Source organism: Serratia fonticola, assembly GCF_001006005.1.
GTDB lineage: Bacteria > Pseudomonadota > Gammaproteobacteria > Enterobacterales > Enterobacteriaceae > Chania > Chania fonticola.
This window is the reverse complement of record NZ_CP011254.1, coordinates 2,039,747-2,061,184: the sequence shown is the minus strand read 5'-3', so window position 1 is coordinate 2,061,184 and position 21,438 is coordinate 2,039,747. Positions and strand designations below refer to the sequence as shown.

Here is a 21,438-nt window from a genome sequence, read left to right as displayed (position 1 = left end):
GCGAACGGGCGGTTGCGACACGCAGCCTATGCCACCGTCTCTGGGGCCGTTGGAGCGCGGCCTCTTCCTACGCCATGCGGAATAAATGACAGGATCCAGGTAGCCAGCGAGGTCAGGCCGACCAGGATCTTGCGCATCGTTGGCGGCGCATAGTCCGCCATGCGCCGGTAGCCGTGAAAACCTAGCATCAGTACGTCCCGCAGGCTGTCCACCGGCCGGTCTTCCGGGAATCCGTCTTGCCACAGTGCCCAGGTATCCGCCCGAGCAAAGGTGCATTGAATAAAGTCGATATGTTGGCGGGTCGAGAGTTTGACCAAACGGACCCCCACCGAGCGGCCATGGGATCGCGTCACCACGCAAGGGAAGCTGAACTCCTGCTGGCCACGTTTAAGCAGCAGTGCTATCTGATCATGCTCTTGCAACTGATCTGGTACGCGCATTTCGATACCCACGCCACCATCGGAGTAATCACGCAGCGTACAGGGGAACAGATGTCCGTCAGCCCGGGCTACCGCCGCAGGCATGGCGATCTCCACGCGATGCGACTGCCGTACCTGCTTGGCCTCCACCGCCACGGCCACCGCTCCACCGAGGATGGTCATGTTGTAGATCACCCAAATCAGGCTGATCACCACCGTCATCATCTCGTCCGCCGGGCCGTAGAAAAAGCGCCACACGCCAAAACCCAGGCCAGCCAGATTGAGTATCACCAACAGCAGGTAAGGCCGGGTGATCACCCAATCGACATGCTCTTGCGTAACCAGCCCGCCTTTGGCGGTGACGTTGAACTTGCCTTTGTGCGGGTTGAACAAAGCCACGGTGGTAGGCCGGGCGATATACCAGGCCAGCACGGTTTCGTAGATTTCACTCCAGAAGGAGTGGCGGTATTTGCCCTGAATACGTGAGTTGGTCAGGCTGGCGTGGATCATGTGGGGCAGCACATACAGCGCAATCGCCAAGGCTGGCGCAAAGATGATGTAAGCATGCATCAACAAAAACGCCAGCGGTGCGGTCAGGAAGATCAGGCGCGGAATACCGGACAGGAAGTGCAGCATGGCGTTGGCATAGCACAGGCGCTGGGCAAACTTCAGCCCTTTGCCCAGTAACGGGTTATCCAACCTGAAGATCTGCACCATGCCGCGCGCCCAACGAATACGCTGGCCGATATGGGCAGACAGGCTTTCCGTTGCCAGCCCGGCGGCCTGCGGAATACGGATATAGGCCGAGGTGTGGCCAAGGCGGTGCAGACGCAGCGAGGTATGGGCATCTTCGGTTACCGTTTCCACCGCGATACCGCCGATCTCATCTAATGCCGTACGGCGTAAGATGGCGCAGGAGCCGCAGAAGAAAGTGGCATCCCACATATCATTGCCGTCCTGCACCAGCCCATAGAACAGGGTGCCTTCGTTCGGCGTCTGACGAAAACGCCCCAGATTGCGCTCAAACGGATCGGGCGAGAAGAAGTGGTGCGGCGTTTGCAGCATCGCCAGCTTCTTGTCTTTGAAGAACCAGCCCATGGTCAGTTGCAGGAAAGAACGCGTGGGGACGTGATCGCAGTCGAAGATGGCAACAAAATCACCGCTAGCATGCTTGAGCGCATGGTTGATATTGCCCGCTTTGGCGTGTTCATGGGTCGGCCGGGCGATGTACTTCACCCCGACCTCTGCGGCAAAGGCTTTAAACTCTGGCCGGTTACCGTCGTCGAGAATGTAGATATTGATTTTATCTTTTGGCCAGTCGATGCCCAGCGCCGCATAGATGGTGGGTTTCACCACGCCCAGATCTTCGTTGTAGGTAGGCACCATCAGATCGACGGTCGGCCAGGTGCTGCTGTCGACAGGCATCGGCACCGGCTGGCGGTTCAACGGCCACACGGTTTGGAAGTAGCCCAGCACCAGCACTACCCAGGCATAGGTTTCCGCCGCCAGCAACAGCAGGCCGCAGGTCAGGCTGAGCGGATCGTCCCAGTTCAGCGTTGAGGTATAGCGCCACCATAAATAACGGCAGGAAACGGTCAGCGACAGCACAATCAGCATCAGGCTGGGTAACCGGCCAGGAATACGCCGCACCACCATGGCAATACACCACAGCAGCAGCACAAAAATAAACTGGGCGGGCAGTTCAAAGGGCTGAGAAATACACAGCAGAGCCAGCGGCCCGGCCAATAGGCCAGCAATAATAAACAGCACCCGCCGTACCCGGTGATTCATCCGGTTGAGGCGCTGTACCGTCTGTTCCTCCATACCGGCCCCTTGTAAACGCTGCGGTAAACTCTGCAACCAGTTGGCATAGCGCAGTTGCAAACGGTGCCAGCCGGCAAAGTAGGAGCGCCCCATCGGGGCCGGGCCGCTGTGGGTCACCAGCAGCCAAAAACCCTGCAACAAATAACGCAGCGTGTCTGCCGGGCGTGGGCGATGGGGGGAAATATGGGGGAACCAATAGCTTTGGCCTGCCTGCACCTTTTGCCAGCTCGGGGACTCAAACCGCAGCAACAGCCAGCCGATGGCCACCATCAGGGTCGTGAGGCCAGCGGTAAATGCCGGAGTTCCCGCACGGCGATAAGCGCGGTAGCGTTGTTTTACCGCCCGGTGAACGGGAGGCACCAGCAGCAGGCTCAATACCCTGCTCATCCCTCGGCTTCCTGCAGATTGAGCAGACACCAGTTGGCCAGAGTCAGCACTTCGTCGGCCGCCAAACTTTCCGGCCGATACTCTCCCAACGGCTGCTTGGCCGCCATCGCTTCCGCCAGCGCTTCATCACGATGGATCACCAGCGGCAACAGGCCTGCCAGCGTTTCCAGCCACAGCTGATGCAGATCTTGTTGCAACGGGCTGGCCGAGGAGTAGTGATTTATCAGCAGGTGGCAGCCCGCAGGCAACGGTTGCTGATGCAGGCGCGCATGGCAATTGGCATCGGGGTTAAGCAGCAGGAAAACCTGGTCGGCCAGCGCCAACTGTTGTTCAATCTGGGGGCCATCACCTGCCGGGATATCCAGCAGGATCCAGCGATACTGTCCTGAAGCACGCAACTGAGCCAGAAAATCATGCCAACGTTGTGGGGTATCACTCTGTTGCTGCCGTATTTTTACCCGTTCGGCCGCGCTTAACCGGCCAAACGGCAGAAAATCGAGTTTTTTGCCGTAACGCATTGCCCCTTGCGGCCAACCGGTGCCATCCAGCTCTGCACGAGCCCAGCCCCGGTTCAGTTCGAAGGGCATATTAAAGTGTAATCGCAGCAGGTTGTCCGGTGACAGGTCAATTACCAGTACCGACTCGCCCAGTTGCTGTAGCGCCCAGGCTAACGCCGCAGTGATTGACGTGGTGCCAATACCGCCCCGAATCCCTTGCAGTGCAATGACCGGCATGACTTAAACACTCCCCGTCTTGTTGGCCAACTCCGCCAACAGCGGCCAGCGGACCATCATCTGTGTGAGCCGTTCCTGGCGTGAAATATCAATGTAGTTTAACTTGGGCAACGAAAAAGCGCGGCTCAAGGCCTGCAGATCGTCCTGAAGTTCTACTGGTGCTTTCTCCCGAAGCCCTCTTAACGCATCATTATTCATCTTGCCGCCTCATAAAATAGGCTAATGTTAAATGACTATAGCAACGTTCGGAAAAAATTGGGCCAATAAGATGAATCTTAACGGGTATTATCCCTCTAATGGCTAGATTTGCTATGCTAACTCTGACATTACGCTTTTAAAGTGACCAGATCGGGTTTGGTCTACGCCACTTTCAACAAAAGTAGAATAAATCTATGGCGAACTCTTTTTCACTAGGTATCCGACGGATTTGGCAAGAATTGTCGGCTATGCAATCCCCAGGTTTTTATTGGGTGAATATCGATCGCCAGAACGATGCCAACCTGTTTTGCCGGCAGATCATCGCCGCACAGGAAGAAAATAGCCAGTTGGCACTGATTTGTAGCGGCAATCAGGTAGACACCTTATTGGCAACGCCTCTTTCCCCTGCGATTAAAAAGTTTCCTTTATATAGCCTGCCAGAAAAAAAGGCGGCGCTGCTGCATTTGGCCGACGATCTGATGCGTGAGCTAAAACCCAGCAACCGCTTACTGATCCTGTTGGCCCACGCCAGCCTGTGGCAAACCTTTACCAGCGATGAATTACGCAACTGGGCCGCTCAACTCGGCCAATGGTTACACCAGCGGCAGTGCACGCTGGTGATACTCAGCCACGGCAGTGGCGTGAGTAAACTCAAAGGCCAGCTAGCCGCCGAGCACCGCATTCTCAACGGCCTGGCCAGCCTGCAGGGGCTGCAAGGCAGTGCCCAGTATCTGGTGCACTGGTGGAGCACGGCAAACGGCATCAATGCCAATCAGTTGTTCACCCTGACCGAAGGCCCCGAAGGCTGGCAAGGGGCGGACGACAGCAACCAACCCTCCCCTACCCCGGAACGCAACGACGAGAGCCTGTGCCTGGCGGAACAACGCATTCTCGAGGGCGCCCCACCGCTGTCGGCCAGTTGGCAACTGTTTGAGAACAATACCAAGTTGATGCAGCGTGGCATGTTGACCATCGCCGCCACGCTGATCTTCGCCCTATATCAAAGTGACGAAATTGACGAGTTGGCCCATCAGATCCATAGCCTGCGCCGCAGCAGGGGCGACGGGCTGAAGATTGTGGTACGCGAGATGAGCGCCAGCCTGCGCTACAGCGACGAACGCCTGCTACTGGCCTGCGGTGCCAATCTGATCGTGCCCCACGTGGCACCGCTTTCCAATTTTTTGACCATGCTGGAAGGTATCCAGGGCCAGCGGCTGTCGCGCCATGTCCCAGAGGATATCGATAACCTGCTCGCCGGGCTGCGGCCACTGCAACTGAAAGGCTACCTGCCGCTGGAGGAATTCAGCCGGGCAGTAACTTCGCTGATGGAAAATACGCTGTTGCCGGAAGATGGCAAAGGGGTGATGGTCGCCCTGCGTCCAGCACCGGGGTTGAGCGCCCGCCAGTCGATGACGCTGTGCCATTTGCGGCGTTTTGGCGACATCATGACCGTGGCGCAGAATCGGCTGTTCCTGTTCCTTTCCACCTGCCGGATTAACGATCTGGATACCGCACTGAAATTCGTCTTCCGCCTGCCCGTTGGCGAGGCGTTCAGTAATCGGGTGGTGTGGCATCAGGATGTGGATATTATCGATAAAATCAGGTTGTTGCGGCAGCATATCGAGTTTTCGCTCCCCACCAGCAAGCTGCCATCGGCCGCTGTCACAACCCACGCCGTAGAAACGGAGCACCAGACCGAACGCCGGGAACCCATTCCCTTCACTCTGATGAGCCTCGGGCAGGAGGAACAGCCATGAACGCACTCGACGATATCGTGCAACTGGTGATCCTGTGCGCCATAGTGTTTATCCCTACGGGATACCTGCTGCATCGCCGTTTCCCCAACTGGCAGCGATCTTGGCAGAATTTGTTGTTATCACCGCGCTATTTAAAGTCGGCAGGGCTATGGGTGCGCACAGGTTCCACCTCTCAAATCAAGCGTAAAAAATAACCATGAGTGACGATAAAAAAACGCAGCCTGACAATACTTTATGGCGATACTGGCGCGGTCTTGGCGGCTGGAACTTCTATTTCCTGGCCAAGTTCGGCCTGCTGTGGTTCGGCTATCTGAACTTCCATGCGCTGCCCAACCTGGTGTTTATGGCCTTTTTACTGATGCCGATCCCGTCGCCGCGCTGGCACCGTTGGCGTCACCTGATCGCCATTCCTATCGGTATCGGTTTGTTCTACCACGACACCTGGCTGCCGGGGATTAACAGCATCCTTAGCCAGGGCTCGCAGCTCACCGGTTTCAGCGCGGATTACCTGCTGGAGTTGATTAACCGCTTTATCAACTGGCAGATGATTGGCGCCGCCTTCGTGCTGCTGATTGCCTACCTGTTCCTGGCCCAATGGATACGCATCACGGTGTTTACCGTGGCGGCATTGGTGTGGTTGAACGTGGTCAATATTGCTGGCCCAGCGGTCTCCTTGCTGCCTGCCACCAACACCGCAGCGGTGACGGATACCCCGTCAACACCGGCCACGGCGACGACACCAGGCGGCAATCTGCCTGCGGCCAATGGCCCACCGACCAACGCCAACCTCACGGCCTACCTGGAACAGTTCTACCAGCAGGAAAAAGCCCGGGCGACCACCTTCCCGGCAGCCTTACCCGCCGATGCCCAGCCGTTTGACGTGCTGATCATCAACATCTGCTCGTTGGCCTGGGCCGATCTGGACGCCGTCAATCTGCGTAACCATCCGCTGTGGGCCAAGATGGACATTATGTTCACCAACTTTAACTCGGCCACCGCGTACAGCGGCCCGGCGGCTATCCGCCTGTTACGCGCCAGCTGCGGCCAGCCTTCGCATCATGATCTGTATCAGCCCGCCAATCAGCAGTGCTACCTGTTTGATAACCTGGCTAAACTAGGCTTCAAAGAGCAGCTGATGCTGGACCACTCCGGCGTGTTTGGTGACTTCCTGAAAGAGCTGCGTGAACAAGGTGATATGCAGGCTCCGCTGATGTCGCAGGCTGGGATCGGCAATGAGCTGGCTTCATTCGACGGTGAACCGATCTACAACGATCTGCAACTGCTCAACCGTTGGCTCGATCTACAGAAAAAAGAAGGTGATGCTCGCACCGCGACCTTCTTTAACCTGATCCCACTGCATGACGGCAACCGCTTTGTGGGTGGCAAAAAGACCGCCGATTACCAGCCCCGGGCACAGCAACTCTTCGATCAGCTGAACACCTTCCTCGATGAGCTACAGAAATCCGGGCGTAAGGTGATGGTGGTGATCGTGCCGGAGCACGGTGCGGCACTGGCGGGCGACAAAATGCAGATGTCTGGCCTGCGGGATATCCCAAGCCTGAACATTACCCATACGCCGGTGGGTATAAAACTGGTTGGTATGCAGGCCCCGCATCAGGGCAGCCCGGTAGACATTAAAACGCCAAGCAGCTATCTGGCGCTGTCCGAGCTAGTCTCGCGGTTGGTGGACGGCAAGGTGTTTACTGCGCCAAGCGTCGACTGGCAAGTGCTGACTCAGAACCTGCCGCAGACTGCAGTGATCTCTGAGAATGACAATGCCATCGTGATGCAGTATCAGGGCAAGGCGTATATTCGGCTTAATGGTGGGGACTGGGTGCCTTATCCCCAGTAACTGGTGAAGGGAGCCTTTATGTTTTGCGACTAGAGGCTCTTCTTTGTTTGGCTAGATTTGCCGTCAATTATCCTCCGCTTTGTGAATGTTCAAAACTTGCTCGTATTTAAGATTTAATCTATCATCACATTATGTAAATCTTAAAAACCTGGGGCGAGGTCATCATGACGACAATGGCCATGAACAAAAGCACTCGTGCTCACCGGTTCAACCCCGAGCACACCGAAAAAGCACTGATCCAGACACGCCTAGAAAACGTCGGCAAAAAATTTGTCGACGCACTCACTAGCGTAGAGGGAGAGAAGCTGCTGTCACTACTCACTCTGTCCGATGGTGAATTTTGGTCAGAACTGAAAATTCTGGCGCTCACCCAGTCGGTGATAAACAACACCAACGTGGAAAAAAACGAGCAGGAAGAATATGCCGAAGCTAGGCTGGCATTTTTAAATAGCCTGGAAAAATACGGCGGTGTCCATAAATCCACGACCGTCAAAGGACTGCTGGGGTTATCGGTTCCCACTATTCATAAATACGGAAAACACAATAAACTCATTGTATTAGAGTGGGGTGCCGAAAAATTGTATCCAGTATTTCAGTTTTCTATCGATGAAAGATTTAGTGATAATGGGATGTTGAAAGGCTTACAGGAGTTACTGGCACGGATAACGCATAATGTAAGCAGCGTACGTAAATGCAACTTCTTCACCCGAAAAATTGAGATGCCCGGTTGCGCAGAAAAGACTACAGTGCTGGATATATTACGGCGGGGCGCTACAGAGCAAGAAATGGCGCATCTGCGCATTCTGGCGGACAACTTCGGAACCAACAACTCGGTTTAATGCGGTGCCAGTCATACTTGGCACTGCTTCCCCTGATTTATCCTGTGATCCGTAAGTTACATTCGGACTTGAGGATCTGCCTGGCGGTTTTTCCCTGGTGTTCATACTTACTCAGTCTAGTCACTGATGTCGTTAACAATATCCCACCCCCATCGAGTTTATCGGACCAAAGTACCACACAGGGCTGCCCATTATGCCGGGACAAATACTCTAGTCCGTCTGCATGATCAGCCAGCGCTTTCGACAGTTTTTGGGTGAAAATGTAGACAGATCTTGGCCCCATCAAATCCCCGACGGAGATCCTCAAATGCGGAGCCAGCCGAGTTTCGTCAAAGACCTTCAGCGGCTTTTGCACCGAGATTTCCACCATACAGTTCGTTGTATAATCCGAACGGTCAATGAATTCCTCATTCTGATAGAACTCACTACATGCGGTATGAGGCGACTCAGCCAGATACATCGGCCATTTAGACTTATCGGGCAATGAGAAACGGTTTTCGCTATTGGGGTTAAAAAAGACACCTTTTCCGCCATAATACTGATCCTGCAATTTGTAATAACCCGCCCCCGCGGCGATAAGTTTCGTTACCCGCAGCTTGCCCTGGTCTTCCAGGTCCATAATTTTTGTTAGGCGATCATGTAAATTACCCTCATATTCGATAATCATCATTACCTACCTTGGTAAACATTGAGCTAGCATGCTTTTGAAATCTGCATTGGGGGATCGTAAACATGGGAACTCTTGTTGGTTCACGCCACTCACACTCAAAGTTATTTCAATATTAATCATATTGTTAGCAATGCCAAGTTCGAAAAATATAGTATTGGTGTTAGCGCGACGACTTACGCGTTAAAAATGAGTGGACCAATAAGAAAAACGCTGTCGCCAATGCCACTCCCCATGTCGCAATATAATAATAATCGTAGGGGAACCATTCATCATTATTATATAAAGCGTTATGACGGTATGAATAAGGGACATAAATGGCGTCGGTTATCTCTAAGATTGAAATAATGGATACACATAAACAATAAAAGGGCGTATTTTTTAAAGTGATCCCACTACGTAACCTGGCAACAATCAACAAAAAACACACAATACCGACAACGAGTAACACAATAATGTCTTTCATGCCATTCACTCCCTGAATTCTGGCGTAACTGCATTGTGCGAAAGAGACTATTATTACCAAACCAACGATAAGTACGCAATGGAAGCAGCATAGCCAACCTCATGTTCTACATAATTATTGGATGTGTCACATCAGATTGATACCAATGGCGGTCGCTCAGGCCTTGCCCGCCAAAACATTTACCGGGTGTTGTCTGCTGAAGGTAATCCGACTATCAAAACACTGACCGAAATTACCCGTGCTGCCGGTGTGCGCTTAACACCACTTCGCGCCTAGAGGTTAACGGGCGCAGCATGCAGCGCCCCTACGCGGTGAGCCTGGAGCACCACAATAAAAAACGCCGGTATCGCTACCGGCGTCTGATTGAAGATAGAGTGGCAATGTTGCTGGATTAGCCGGGGCCGCACATGTTCGACCGTAGGGGCGCTGCATGCTGCGCCCCTATGCCGATCGCTCGGTGAACGTCCTCAAGACCCCGCAGCTTCATCCTGGTCGACGGCAAAACACGCCACCTGCTGATCACCATACTGCTTGAGCTGCGGTTGCAGCTGGGTGCAGGTGCCAAAGGCACAGCGGCAGCGGGCGTTGAATGCACAGCCCGGTGGTGGGTTCATCGGGCTTGGCAGTTCACCGGTCAGCTTGATGCGCTCCCGGCGCATATCCGGGTTCAGGCGCGGCGTAGCGGACAGCAGTGCCTGAGTGTACGGATGGCGCGGGTTATTGAAGATGGCGTCTTTACTGCCCTTCTCCACACAGCGGCCAAGGTACATCACCATCACTTCATCAGCAATGTGCTCCACCACTGACAGATCGTGGGAGATGAACACGTAAGACAGCCCCAGATCCTGTTGCAGATCCATCATCAGGTTCAGCACCTGCGCACGCACGGACACGTCCAGCGCAGAGACTGGCTCATCGGCAATCACCACGTCCGGGTTGAGCATCAGCCCACGCGCAATGGCGATACGTTGCCGCTGGCCACCGGAGAACATATGCGGATAACGGTCGTAATGTTCGGTTTTCAGGCCGACCTTCGCCATCATCTCCAGCGCTTTCTCACGCCGTTCGGCGCTGCTCAACGAGGTGTTGATCAACAGCGGCTCCTCGAGGATCTGCCCCACCTTCTTACGAGGGTTAAGCGATCCGTAAGGATTCTGGAACACGATCTGGATCTTCTGGCGGCGCAGCTTCTCTGCCGTCACGTCCGGCTTAAGCAGATCTTGCCCCTGATAGTACAGCTCACCGCCGGTAGGGATTTCGATCATGGTCAGCAGGCGGCCCAGCGTGGACTTGCCACAGCCAGACTCCCCAACCACTGCCAGGGTTTTACCACGCTCAAGGGTAAAGGAAACCCCGTCCAGCGCCTTCACCAGTCGTTCCGGGGCAAACAGCCCCTTCTTGACCGGGTAGTGTTTTTTCAGGTCAATGGCCTGCAATAAAGGGTGATTCTGGCTCATACGGTCGGCCTCCCCGCATCATCCAGCGGTGTGTGACATTTAACCTGACGGCCGGGAATGCTGCGCAGTTCCGGCTCTTCTTCGCGACAGTGTTGGGTTGCATACGGGCAACGCGGATTCAGCAAGCAGCCTTGTGGCCGATCGTACTTGCCCGGCACCACGCCAGGCAGCGAGGCCAAACGCGCCTTGTCGGTAGCAAACTCCGGCAATGCGCGCAGCAGTGCCTGGGTGTACGGGTGGCGCGGCGAACGGAAAATTTCTACCGCCTTGCCAGATTCCACTACCTGCCCGGCATACATCACGATGATGTGGTGTGCCGCTTCCGCCACCAGCGCCAGATCGTGGGTGATCAGCAGCAGTGCCATATTTTCGCGCTGTTGCAGCTCGAGCAGTAGCTCAATGATCTGGGCCTGAATGGTCACGTCGAGCGCGGTCGTCGGTTCATCCGCAATCAGCAGCTTGGGCCGGCAGGCGATCGCCATGGCGATCATCACACGCTGGCTCATCCCGCCGGAAAGCTGATGAGGGTAAACGTCCAGCCGTGAGGCCGGATCGGGAATGCCTACCTGATTGAGCAGATCGATAGCGCGTTGGCGACGAGTGCGGCGGTTACCGCCCTGATGCACCTTCAGCGCTTCCATAATCTGGAAACCGACGGTATAGCACGGGTTCAGGCTGGTCATCGGATCCTGGAAGATCATCGCGACTTCGGAGCCCACCAGCTGGCGGCGCTCTTTTTCCGAGATTTTCCGCAGATCCTGGCCGTTGAACTCCAGCTTGTCAGCCATCACCTTGCCGGGATAATCGATCAATCCCATGATCGCCAGCGAGCTGACGGATTTACCAGAGCCGGATTCGCCGACGATGCCAACCACCTGCCCCTGTTCTACGCTGTAGCTGATTCGGTCTACCGCGCGGAACGGCGCACCTTCGTCACCGAAGTGCACCGAAAGCTTGTCTACATTTAATAACGCCATTCTCTCTTCCTCTGTTACTGCTTGAGTTTGGGGTCGAGAGCATCACGCAAGCCGTCCCCCATCAGGTTAAAGGCCAAAACCGTCAGCAGAATGGCCACCCCTGGGAAGGTCACAACCCACCAGGCACTTTGCGCGAACTGCAGTACGTCGGAGAGCATGGTGCCCCACTCCGGCGTTGGCGGTTGCGCACCCATACCCAGGAAGCCGAGAGCGGCCATATCCAGAATGGCGTTCGAGAAACCGAGAGAAGCCTGCACGATCAGTGGTGCCAGGCAGTTTGGCAGGATATTGACGAACATCTGACGCGCCGCCCCAGCCCCCGCCACGCGGGAAGCCGTCACGTAATCGCGGTTCACTTCCACCAGTACCGCAGCGCGGGTCAAGCGGACATAGTGCGGCAAAGCAACGAAGGTCAGCGCCAGCGAGGCGTTAACGATCGAGGGCCCAAACACCGCCACCAGCACCAACGCCAAAAGCAGGCTTGGCAGTGCCAGCATGATATCGACCACGCGCATGATAATGGCATCGACTACGCCGCCGAAATAACCGGCCAACAGGCCGAATACCACGCCCATCACCAGCGAAAGCACCACCACCAGGCAGCCGACCAACAGCGAGAGCCTGGCACCGTACATCAGACGCGACAGCACATCACGGCCGACATCGTCGGTACCCAGAATAAACTTCCAGCTGCCACCCGTCTCCCAGACCGGCGGCCTAAGCAGGGCATCACGGAACTGTTCGGCAGGCGCATGTGGAGCCAGGAACCCGGCCCCCACTGCAACCACCAGCATGATAACGATATAAACCAGGCCAACCACGGCCCCTTTGTTGCGCTTGAAATAGTGCCAAAACTCCTGGAACGGGGTCATTGGCTTCGGCGCACCTTTCACTACAGACTCGGTAATTTGAGACATCAGAGCGCCCCTTATTTCTTGTGGCGAATACGCGGGTTGACCACGCCGTAGAGCACGTCTACCAGCAGGTTAACCAGAATAATCATACAGGCGACCAGCAATACGCCGCCCTGAACAACCGGGTAATCACGGCGTTGCAACGCATCCATCAGCCAGCGGCCAAGCCCCGGCCAGGAGAAGATGGTTTCGGTCAGGATCGCCCCGGCCAGCATGGTGCCAACTTGTAGGCCGATCACCGTCACCACCGGCAGCAAGGCGTTACGCAATGCGTGTACCACGATCACCCGCATACGGCTCACACCCTTGGCGCGCGCGGTACGGATATAGTCTTCACCCAGCACTTCCAGCATGGAGGAGCGGGTCATACGCACGATAACCGCCAGCGGGATGGTGCCCAATACGATGGCGGGCAGGATCATATGCATCACGGCGTCGATGAAATCACCCGGCTCACCCCAGATCAGGGTGTCGATCAGCATAAAGCCGGTCAGCGGCAGGCTGTCATCGAGGAAGACCGTATCGCTTATTCGCCCCGATACGGGCGTGAGGTTGAGCTGTACCGAAACCAGCATGATCAGCATCATGCCCCACCAGAAGATCGGCATGGAATAACCGGTCAGGGAGATACCCACGGCGGTATGGTCAAACACCGAACCTCGCCTGACGGCCGCCAGCACCCCCACCGGGATACCGACAATCACCGCGAAGAGCATCGCGCACAGGCCCAGTTCCAGGGTGGCCTTAAAGCGCGGCACAAACTCTTCCCACACGGAGATACGGCTCTTGAGGGACGTCCCCAAATCGCCATGCAGCACGTTGGTGACGTAATTGAAGTATTGTTGATAGAGCGGTTTATCCAGCCCCATCTCTGCCATGAGTTGGGCATGGCGCTCTGCGGAGATCCCGCGTTCCCCGGCCATAATGGTCACCGGATCGCCGGGGATCATATGGACGAATGCAAAAGTCAGCAACGTTATGCCGATAAACGTTGGGATAACTAACCCCAAACGTCGGAGTATGAACTGCAACATATCCCGAACTCTCTGTATAAAGTGCCCGGCAGCTCATCGTCCGCCAGGCTTATTAAAACTCACACGCTTCACGACATTCTTCTGGGGACGGGAATGCAGGGGCGCAACGTATTGCGCCCCTGCAGATTAAGTATCCCTGTCCTTCAACCCGCCTTGGTAGGCTTAGTCCAGAGAAACGTTCTCAAAGTGATGTTTACCAAGCGGATCGACCACATAGCCCTTCACTTCTTTACGCACTGGCTCATAAACGGTGGAGTGGGCAACAATCAATGCCGGAGCCTGATCGTGCATCACTACCTGAGCCTGCTTGTAGAGTTCTACGCGTTTGTCGTGGTTCGCTTCAGAACGGGCCGGTTGGATCAGATCCTCAAACGGCTTGTAGCACCAACGGGAATAGTTGGAACCATCTTTGGCGGCCGCACAGCTAAACAGCGTGGCGAAGAAGTTGTCTGGATCCCCATTGTCACCGGTCCAACCCATCATCACCGTCTGATGCTCACCGTCTTTGGCACGCTTGAGGTACTCGCCCCACTCGTAGGTAACGATCTTGGCATTGACGCCAATTTTCGCCCAGTCGGACTGGATCATCTCAGCCATACGACGTGCGTTCGGGTTATACGGACGCTGTACCGGCATCGCCCACAGATCGATGGAGAAGCCATCTGGCATGCCCGCTTCTTTCAGCAGCTCTTTGGCCTTGACCGGATCGTAAGCGTAATCTTTGATCTCGTCGTTATAGCCCCACATGGTTGGTGGGATCAGGTTCTTGGCAGGTTGACCCGCCCCCTGATACACCGCATCCACGATGGCCTGCTTGTTCACCGCCATGGTCAGTGCCTGACGCACCTTCACGTTATCCAGCGGCTTCTTCTCGGTGTTGAACGACAGGTAGCCGACGTTCAGGCCAGGCTGTTCCATCAGGTTGATGGTTTTGTCCTGCTTCATACGAGCGATGTCTGCCGGGTTCGGGTACGGCATGACCTGGCACTCGTTTTTCTGCAGTTTGGCGTAACGCACAGAGGCGTCTGGCGTGATGGAGAACACCAGGCGATCGATCTTCGGCTTGGTACCCCAGAAGCCGTCAAAGGCCTTGTAGAGGATTTTGGAGTCTTTCTGGTACTGCAACAGTTGGAACGGCCCGGTACCCACTGGGTTCAGGTCCACTTTCTCTGGCGTACCGGCTTTCATCATCTTGTCGGCATATTCTGCAGACAGGATGGAAGCGAAGTCCATGCCCAGGTCAGCCAGGAATGGCGCTTCTGGACGGGTCAGCGTGAAGCGTACGGTGTTGTCGTCCACTTTCTCGACTTTGCTGATCAGGTCCTGCATGCCCATACCCTGGAAGTATTCATAGCTGCCGCCAGAAACCTTGTGGTAAGGGTGGTTTGCATCGAGCTGACGCATGAAGGAGTACACCACGTCGTCGGCATTGAAATCACGGGTAGGTTTGAAATTTTTGCTGTCCTGCCACTTCACGCCTTTGCGCAGGTGGAAGGTATAGGTTTTACCGTCTTCGCTGACGTCCCACTTCTCTGCCAGGCCGGGTTCCAGTTCGGTGGTACCCAGTTTGAACTCAACCAGACGGTTATAGATTGGCACTGAGCTGGCATCATAGGTGGTGCCGGAGGTGAACAACTGCGGGTTGAACCCTTCAGGAGAACCTTCAGAACAGTAAACCAGCGTCTTTGCCTGCACGCTGGCCGCAACGGTCAGCGCAATCAGGCCGATACCGAATTTCAGAATCCCTGATTTGCCCAAGGAACTTGTCATCGCTAGTGCTCCGTATGTGATGTGGTGTGTGTGTATTACCGCCAGAGCCTAATATTTTTTGTTACGCGGCCTGTGCGGTCAGTGCCCGAAGGCAGGAGGAATAAAAGCGCGAGAATGCCGGATGGAACGCATCACGGCAGGGCGTTTGAGCGAGTGAATTCCACTCATACACCTCTCACTCTTATCCCTGAGGGTACCAAATTGCCAACTGTTTGGGGTGCCGTCAATATAACCAGTAGGGATTTACATAGACTGTGAGAAACAGCAAGCAAACATAAAAAAAACCTTTCAGCAACATTTACAGCATTAAAACTTGTGCTACGGGTTAAATCTTGGCGTCATGAACCAGCGTTAACGACCTAGCCAGCATTAACCTCCAATAAAAAACCAAAAAAGATTATTGCTGAATGATGAATATCTGAGCGGTTATTTTTGTGATCCCGGTAAAAGACAGGAGGAAATGCTGGGGCACTACCCGAAAGAGTGAGCTGGGTGGAGGGGTTGTACGTGGGGGATTGACCAGCAGGTTATCCCCCTCAAACGCCACTGTTACCGGTTTGAGTTATCGTCAAAAGAGAGTCCGCGGGTTAAATTCCAGGCCGCCATTGCGTAGCCAGTGATACAATTCACTGTTACGTCTGAAACCCAGCTTGCGCATCGCCGTGAGTTTATGGGTGCTGACGGTCTTGACGCTAAGTGACAGTTTGTTCGCGATCTTGTTGGGCGTTAATTCCCATGAGATCCCTTGCAGAACCTCGCGCTCGCGCGGAGTCAGCTTCAAACTGCGATATGCTCTTTCCGTTTTGGCTGCCAAAGACGACTGGCTTGCCTGGTCAAACATTTCCTCGACCATATGCAACACGGCATCGGGCCGTGCCTTGCGGCTTAATACCGCAGGCCCATGCTGGTGCCGGATATTTTCAAGAATCGTATCCCATATGACTATCGTCCCTAGCCGCTGGTCCCCCGGGTTTTCCCGTTGAGAATTGAGCCGCGTCGACCAGCCAAAGGGTTTGACACAAACCATCAGGTCGATCGCTATCTCAGACGTCACCGAGACAAAACGCCACGTATAGCCTTTGGCTTGCAAATAGTCCTGCAAAATATGCTGGATACCCTGTGCAAAATAACGGTTGCTATCCTGGATAGCGATAACAATACGTGGCTTCATTTTACTTCCTTATAATTTGAACCAGAAACAGGTGTTATTTCAGGTGTCGGGTTAGGCTGCGCCGGATTAATACTCCCCAACACCTAACAGCAATAAACGTCAAGCAGCGGTAATAATGACGCCTCGGCACGATAAAACCTCAACCAAACCAGCAATAGGAATAAAGCGGCAGAGACAATAACAGCTGTATTAATAGATAATCCAAAACTACGTGAACCGCTGAGCGTAAACATATTAACCACACAAATTCCCGCAGATACTAATAATACTGAGGTTAAAGACATGCAGCGGCACCGCATGGCAGGCCAACGCATCGTGTCGGTCATTTCCTGTAGTTCAGTAGAGAAATGTCAGAAAGCGAAACGTTCATGTACAGGTAATAATGACCTGTCGTGTGACCGATACGCCATTATTGCTGCGTCACAATAAGTGTGGTGGACGCGGTAAAAGCACCGGTCGCGATATTCGAAGGGTCTGAGCCTGCCCCGCGCACAGGTGTGAACGTCAGGTTAGCACTTGAACTCCCATTCACCGCCATATTCATCGTTGTACCGTTTGTGATGGCTCGCCCGTTAAAAGTGGTAGCGATCCCAACATTCTTATTACTCGACTGAATTGCGTTGTTATTCCAGCTTGCAGGTGTCGACTGCATACGTATAGAGAAATTTTGAACGCCATTACCCTGACAGGAGATCGTCAGGTTTTTAGTTTGTACCAAACTCCCCTCGGGGCCGGTCCCAATATCATTTCTATCAACGTTACCAAAATTAACGTTAATGTCCTGCCCTCCGTTGATAGTGCATGTAGATGGTGTTGGTGTTGTGGGTATAGATGAGCTGCATGTGTCTAAGATCCTCCCGGCCCTCATGGCATGAAACACCTTAAGCCCTCCGATTAAGCAGTACTTTACAGGGAAATTACAACCATAGCTCGTTATACGCCACGAAGCCGAGCCTGTAGCTTGACCTTTATGAATAAATCTAGCGGTGGAGGAGTCGTATACCCCCGGACGAGCTGGTGTAGCTACTGGTAGCGGGCCATTATACATCGAATAAGGCGTTGGCGACTGGAACACTCTATCGCCGCACACCGCCGTTATTGCTATCACCCCGATGTCGGACGGTAACGTTGTGCTTCCGGTTAGATCCCAAGATACATTCACGGTTGAACCTAATGCCATACTCCCCGTATCCGACGAGAAGTTGATTTGAAAGCCAATAGCATTATGTATTTGAAGTGATAGTAATGCTGACATACACACGACATAGGGAGCCAGGTGCTGGAAAATACGTGGTATTATATTCTTTAACATTATCATACGTCTCCATGCCCACACTGCTGCAATCTCTCAAAAAATCCGCAGGCCCGAGCAGTTATATTTGTACAAATTTTTTTGTTAAAAAAAGCTGACGGCTTGCCCGTATAAAAGCCTACCTGCCCGCTATTTCTGAAATTCTGATTCGTTTTTTGAGCCCTATCTTGCGTGCTCAGTGCCCTGTCACTGTAGGTACAGTGAGTGCTGCTGTTCAACGTTGAGGCACCGACGGCTCCGATTTTCTGTACAGACGTGATCCAGGTCCGTTGCTACACCAGTATCCCAGCAAGATAAACGGATGCCAGCCAGTTCCCAGTTGAGTATTGTTCTACACGATAGTGAAGCCGGGCCGTATCAGATGGACCATGATCCAAGTTTTATTGTCCGCCAGATGGCCGCCATCATCCTCCGTTTCCCCGCTTTGTTAGACTTTCTTCTTACGGATAATCCATTTCGAACGTCGCCACCGCAGTGAAGTTGCCCCGGCCGATACTGTGATTCTGTATCGCCGTCGGCTCTCCTTGCACATATCCCTGGAATGTCAGACTCGTGGTACCCGCATTCAACGACTGCTTTGGAGTCGCCCGGTTCAATGGTAAAGGCGTACCGTCCGGCAACTCCATCCCAATAGCTATTCCGGATGCAAGGCCAGCACTCATGGCGAGCAGTCCTGGGAGTTCGCGACTCTCTGCTCCTTTAAAAGTCATCACCACCTCCTTTCCCAGTGAGATGTCACACTCAATCAGGTTGATAGCGAACGGCTGGCTGTGGGTACGGGTGTTCAAGTACAGGTACTTGTCAATCACCGTCCCAAAGTCCAGAGTAATGTCCGTCGTGTTCGGATCCAGCTCGCATGGTTCGGCGACCAGAGTGCCATCAAAGTGCAAGTTGTTGTTCTTCGCTTGCAGTTCGCCCATACTGACCATCAGCGACACCGCCATGGCTACGCTACTCAGTACCAGCCGTCGGCGTCGACCCAGAACATGACACCGTTGCCGTTCTCTTTCTCGTTGCACCGGGTGTACTCTCATCGCACGTGTCCTCACTGATATTCCGCCAATAGCGTCGCTGTAACACTGAAGTTCTGCTTCGGCAGTTTTACTCCACCCTGCTTCACTGGCACTGCCTGCAGGGTTGGCGGGTTGCTGTAGTTGATGGTTAGTGCCTTGTTGATGTCGAGCGGTGTGCCGTTTTGCAGGATTTGTATCCCCAATCCGTTCGCGTTGGTCTTCAGGGCCGACGAATCAAAGCTGCTCTGGGTCCCCATTACGTACAGCAGCAACGTCAAGGACGGGTCCGGCTCCTCACAGGTCAGGGTGTAAGGTATCGGCTGTATATAGTGCTGTCCGTCCACCTTGTTAATCCCTACATTGCCAAAGTGCACATAGATGTCCCCATCATTGTCGATATGGCAGGGCTTCCTCTTCAGCGTACCGTGAAATTTCACGGTGACACTGCCTCCAACCTGATCCGCCTGGGCCACTTCTATTGACAACCCTATCACCATCAGGGCACATAGCAGCGCAACTATCCCCGCCTGGGCAGATCGCCTGTATGTATGTCGTTCCATTCAGCTTATCCTCAGTTGTACGCCACTTTCAGGGTGGCCGAGGCGTTAAATTCCTGACCATTGGTAAAACTAGCACCATTCTGTTTCACCAATACCCCTTCCAGGGTCGGAGGACTTGAGGGATTAAGGTCATACCACTGGCCCAATATCATCTGACTGTTATTTCGCAAGATTTTAATCCCTAATCCCTGGGCATCCGTTCTTAGCAAGGTACCGTCAAACCCTGCACCGGAACCCGAAAACTGCAGTTGAATAGTTTTTCCGCTTGCATCGCCGCTGCAAAAAACGCTGTAGTGCATCCTCTTTTTGTACGCATCTCCTGCAATATCACTGATATATACATCACCGTACTCCATAGTAATCGGACTGTTCTGCCCGAAATTGCAACGGGCATTGGCCACGATAGTGCCGGTGATGTTGACTTTCACATTACTGACCTCCCCTGTTGCTGCTCGGGTGAGCGAGGCGTTCAGTAACAGTGAACCCACCAGCATCCGTGCCAAGCAACTTCCCACCGCTCGTCGGATACTGTCCTGAGACGAATTTTTTGCAACTTTCTGTTCTGTGTCAGCCATAGCTCAACCTCAGTCATAACTTAGCTGAAAATCCACCACCGCCCGGTAACTGCCTGCCACCAGAGCGGCTGGCGTACGTTCAGGGGCAACGGTATAGCTCAGACTGTCCTGTCCCGGCGTCAGCAGCAGCGGCTTGCCCCGGCTGCCCAACCGCACATCCTGACCCTGGCCGTTTTCCAGCCGCAACCCAAGGCCAGAAACGCCCTGTACCTGCACCAATTGCGGGTTATCCGCATCACGCGGCGCAGTAAAACTCACCGTCACCGCCGGTTGATTGTCCGCCCAGGTCAGGTCGCCAGTACGCATGTCCCGGCTGCCCGCCGAACTGCGCAGGCAATCCACTAGGCGCAGTTCGAACCGTACCGGTTCACCACGGGTGCCAATCGCCTGCAGACGTCCCGTACCGGTTTCACCCAGCGCGATATCCTGGTAAGCGCTGGTCATTTCCAGCCGGCAGGCGCTTTCAGTCAACGCGCCATGCACATACAATGTGCCGTTAGCGCCTTCGACATCCCAATTGTCCACCGCCGCCTGCGCTGACGGCAGCAGCCATAACATAGCGCCCAATGTTAATGGCACTACAAGGACCTGCCTGCCCAGTGCGGCGTAATATTTCAATCCAACCGGCCTGCCCCCGCATTGCGGCGTGTTGCCCATCTCGTTCATCATTCCCATGCCTTCTCTACCTTGCCCGGCCTCACCGGTTGCTCTGTTATGCTTTCTTTTCCGGCATCACAGTGCAGGTGCTGCCGTTGCAACTGAAACTCAGCTGCGGCCGGCCACCGTAGTCGTTGATATAAGTCAGCACCGGGTTACCGCCCACGCTGGCCGCGCTCACCGTCAGCGGCAGGCTGCCTTTCGGTGGCACCATCATCGGTTCAAAACCTTTTACCCCGGCCCCGTCTTTTTTGCTGCTGACATCCACAATGGTCACGTAATACGGCGTCGGGTTGTTGACCAAGTACTTGTCACCCTGCTTGCTCAACGTCATCTGCTCCTGCGGCGGCGTGGCATTTTTATCCATCGCTATGCCCGCCGGGCGATAGAACAGCTTGATGCGCGTCTGTAACGCGATTTGCAGTGTGTTCGCCTTGGTGCTCTTCGGCGGGATTTCCCGTAGGTTGAAGTAGTACACAGTCTCACGATCCTGCTTGAGCAGTTTCGCCGCCGGCAGCGCCTGGATTTTTACCTGGCTCGGCTTGCCCGGCTCGATGCGCTGCACCGGCGGCAGTACGGTGAGTGGGCTCTGGATTTTGTTGCCCTGCTCATCCTCAATCCAGCCCTGCGCCAGATACGGCAGTTGCTTGTTCTGGTTGCTGACGCTCAAGCTCACCGACTTCTGGCTGCCGTCAAAAATCACCCGCGTGCGGTCCAGAGCAATCGCGGCCTGCACCTGCTGAGCAGCCATTGCGCTCAACAGAGCGACCGTCAGTAACGTTGGCACTCGTGTGCCAGGCGGTAAAGGGTTGTTCGTTTTCAACATAGTGTTCTGCATCATTTCTTTCCCGGCCT

Annotated in this window: 21 protein-coding genes and 1 pseudogene; 5 read left to right on the top strand and 17 right to left on the bottom strand. The window is 54.5% G+C overall.

Going from position 1 to position 21,438, the window contains the following annotated elements:
• Positions 1-26 precede the first annotated feature (26 nt).
• Genes bcsA through bcsR form a run of 3 tightly spaced genes read right to left on the bottom strand, consistent with a single transcriptional unit; the run spans position 27 to position 3,562 of the window.
• A complete protein-coding gene (bcsA, locus tag WN53_RS09135) occupies positions 27-2,630 on the bottom strand; it encodes a UDP-forming cellulose synthase catalytic subunit (protein ID WP_024484199.1) in 2,604 nt (867 codons plus the stop codon).
• Positions 2,627-3,364, bottom strand: a complete 738-nt coding sequence (gene bcsQ / locus WN53_RS09130) for a cellulose biosynthesis protein BcsQ (RefSeq protein ID WP_024484200.1) — start codon at positions 3,362-3,364, stop codon at positions 2,627-2,629. The genes bcsA and bcsQ overlap by 4 nt, the downstream gene beginning before the upstream one ends.
• 3 nt (positions 3,365-3,367) lie before the next feature.
• Positions 3,368-3,562, bottom strand: coding sequence for a cellulose biosynthesis protein BcsR (gene bcsR / locus WN53_RS09125; protein ID WP_024484201.1), 195 nt, complete (start codon positions 3,560-3,562; stop codon positions 3,368-3,370).
• A gap of 194 nt (positions 3,563-3,756) precedes the next feature.
• Here bcsR and bcsE point away from each other — a divergent pair, with 194 nt between their 5' ends.
• The 4 genes from bcsE to WN53_RS09105 all read left to right on the top strand — a co-directional run bounded on the left by bcsE (position 3,757) and on the right by WN53_RS09105 (position 8,010).
• Positions 3,757-5,319 (top strand): cellulose biosynthesis protein BcsE, encoded by a 1,563-nt coding sequence (bcsE, locus tag WN53_RS09120; RefSeq protein ID WP_024484202.1) that lies wholly within the window; start codon positions 3,757-3,759, stop codon positions 5,317-5,319.
• Positions 5,316-5,513, top strand: a complete 198-nt coding sequence (gene bcsF, locus WN53_RS09115; protein ID WP_037411860.1) for a cellulose biosynthesis protein BcsF — start codon at positions 5,316-5,318, stop codon at positions 5,511-5,513. Before bcsE ends, bcsF begins: the two co-directional genes overlap by 4 nt.
• A gap of 2 nt (positions 5,514-5,515) precedes the next feature.
• Entirely contained in the window at positions 5,516-7,171 is a 1,656-nt protein-coding gene (gene bcsG / locus WN53_RS09110; protein ID WP_024484203.1) for a cellulose biosynthesis protein BcsG, read from the top strand.
• Between the two features lie 164 nt (positions 7,172-7,335).
• The gene (locus WN53_RS09105) at positions 7,336-8,010 is read left to right on the top strand and encodes a hypothetical protein (protein WP_024484204.1); all 675 of its coding nucleotides are present in this window, start codon (positions 7,336-7,338) and stop codon (positions 8,008-8,010) included.
• Positions 8,011-8,047: 37 nt separating this feature from the next.
• Here WN53_RS09105 and WN53_RS09100 read toward each other — a convergent pair whose 3' ends face one another.
• A complete protein-coding gene (locus tag WN53_RS09100) occupies positions 8,048-8,680 on the bottom strand; it encodes an RES family NAD+ phosphorylase (protein WP_080660681.1) in 633 nt (210 codons plus the stop codon).
• Positions 8,681-8,840: 160 nt separating this feature from the next.
• Positions 8,841-9,143 carry a hypothetical protein gene (locus tag WN53_RS28625; protein WP_099049905.1) on the bottom strand — a complete coding sequence of 101 codons (303 nt, stop codon included), beginning with the start codon at positions 9,141-9,143 and terminating at the stop codon, positions 8,841-8,843.
• 153 nt (positions 9,144-9,296) lie between these two features.
• On the opposite strand from WN53_RS28625, the pseudogene WN53_RS28925 reads away from it, so the two are divergent.
• Positions 9,297-9,419: pseudogene (locus tag WN53_RS28925) on the top strand (helix-turn-helix domain-containing transcriptional regulator); the annotation flags it as partial.
• A gap of 191 nt (positions 9,420-9,610) precedes the next feature.
• Here the strand turns inward: WN53_RS28925 and dppF are convergent.
• The 12 genes from dppF to WN53_RS09040 form a co-directional block, all read right to left on the bottom strand.
• Positions 9,611-10,600: a dipeptide ABC transporter ATP-binding subunit DppF gene (gene dppF / locus WN53_RS09090; protein ID WP_024484206.1), complete on the bottom strand. Its 990-nt coding sequence runs from the start codon at positions 10,598-10,600 to the stop codon at positions 9,611-9,613.
• Positions 10,597-11,577: a dipeptide ABC transporter ATP-binding protein gene (gene dppD, locus WN53_RS09085; RefSeq protein ID WP_024484207.1), complete on the bottom strand. Its 981-nt coding sequence runs from the start codon at positions 11,575-11,577 to the stop codon at positions 10,597-10,599. The genes dppF and dppD overlap by 4 nt, the downstream gene beginning before the upstream one ends.
• A gap of 14 nt (positions 11,578-11,591) precedes the next feature.
• Positions 11,592-12,494, bottom strand: coding sequence for a dipeptide ABC transporter permease DppC (gene dppC / locus WN53_RS09080; protein ID WP_024484208.1), 903 nt, complete (start codon positions 12,492-12,494; stop codon positions 11,592-11,594).
• A gap of 11 nt (positions 12,495-12,505) precedes the next feature.
• Positions 12,506-13,525 carry a dipeptide ABC transporter permease DppB gene (gene dppB, locus WN53_RS09075; RefSeq protein ID WP_037411866.1) on the bottom strand — a complete coding sequence of 340 codons (1,020 nt, stop codon included), beginning with the start codon at positions 13,523-13,525 and terminating at the stop codon, positions 12,506-12,508.
• A gap of 162 nt (positions 13,526-13,687) precedes the next feature.
• A complete protein-coding gene (gene dppA / locus WN53_RS09070; RefSeq protein WP_024484210.1) occupies positions 13,688-15,295 on the bottom strand; it encodes a dipeptide ABC transporter periplasmic-binding protein DppA in 1,608 nt (535 codons plus the stop codon).
• A 568-nt stretch (positions 15,296-15,863) separates the two neighbouring features.
• The gene (locus tag WN53_RS26810) at positions 15,864-16,466 is read right to left on the bottom strand and encodes a response regulator transcription factor (RefSeq protein ID WP_024484211.1); all 603 of its coding nucleotides are present in this window, start codon (positions 16,464-16,466) and stop codon (positions 15,864-15,866) included.
• 409 nt (positions 16,467-16,875) lie between these two features.
• Positions 16,876-17,334, bottom strand: a complete 459-nt coding sequence (locus WN53_RS29130; protein WP_071784951.1) for a fimbrial protein — start codon at positions 17,332-17,334, stop codon at positions 16,876-16,878.
• Between the two features lie 884 nt (positions 17,335-18,218).
• Positions 18,219-18,722 (bottom strand): fimbrial protein, encoded by a 504-nt coding sequence (locus WN53_RS09060; protein ID WP_024484212.1) that lies wholly within the window; start codon positions 18,720-18,722, stop codon positions 18,219-18,221.
• Between the two features lie 101 nt (positions 18,723-18,823).
• Positions 18,824-19,351, bottom strand: a complete 528-nt coding sequence (locus tag WN53_RS09055; RefSeq protein WP_024484213.1) for a fimbrial protein — start codon at positions 19,349-19,351, stop codon at positions 18,824-18,826.
• Between the two features lie 11 nt (positions 19,352-19,362).
• A complete protein-coding gene (locus WN53_RS09050) occupies positions 19,363-19,926 on the bottom strand; it encodes a fimbrial protein (protein ID WP_024484214.1) in 564 nt (187 codons plus the stop codon).
• Positions 19,927-19,935: 9 nt separating this feature from the next.
• The gene (locus WN53_RS09045; RefSeq protein WP_390901741.1) at positions 19,936-20,595 is read right to left on the bottom strand and encodes a fimbrial protein; all 660 of its coding nucleotides are present in this window, start codon (positions 20,593-20,595) and stop codon (positions 19,936-19,938) included.
• 43 nt (positions 20,596-20,638) lie between these two features.
• The gene (locus WN53_RS09040; protein WP_390901744.1) at positions 20,639-21,421 is read right to left on the bottom strand and encodes a fimbria/pilus periplasmic chaperone; all 783 of its coding nucleotides are present in this window, start codon (positions 21,419-21,421) and stop codon (positions 20,639-20,641) included.
• Between the last annotated feature and the right edge of the window lie 17 nt (positions 21,422-21,438).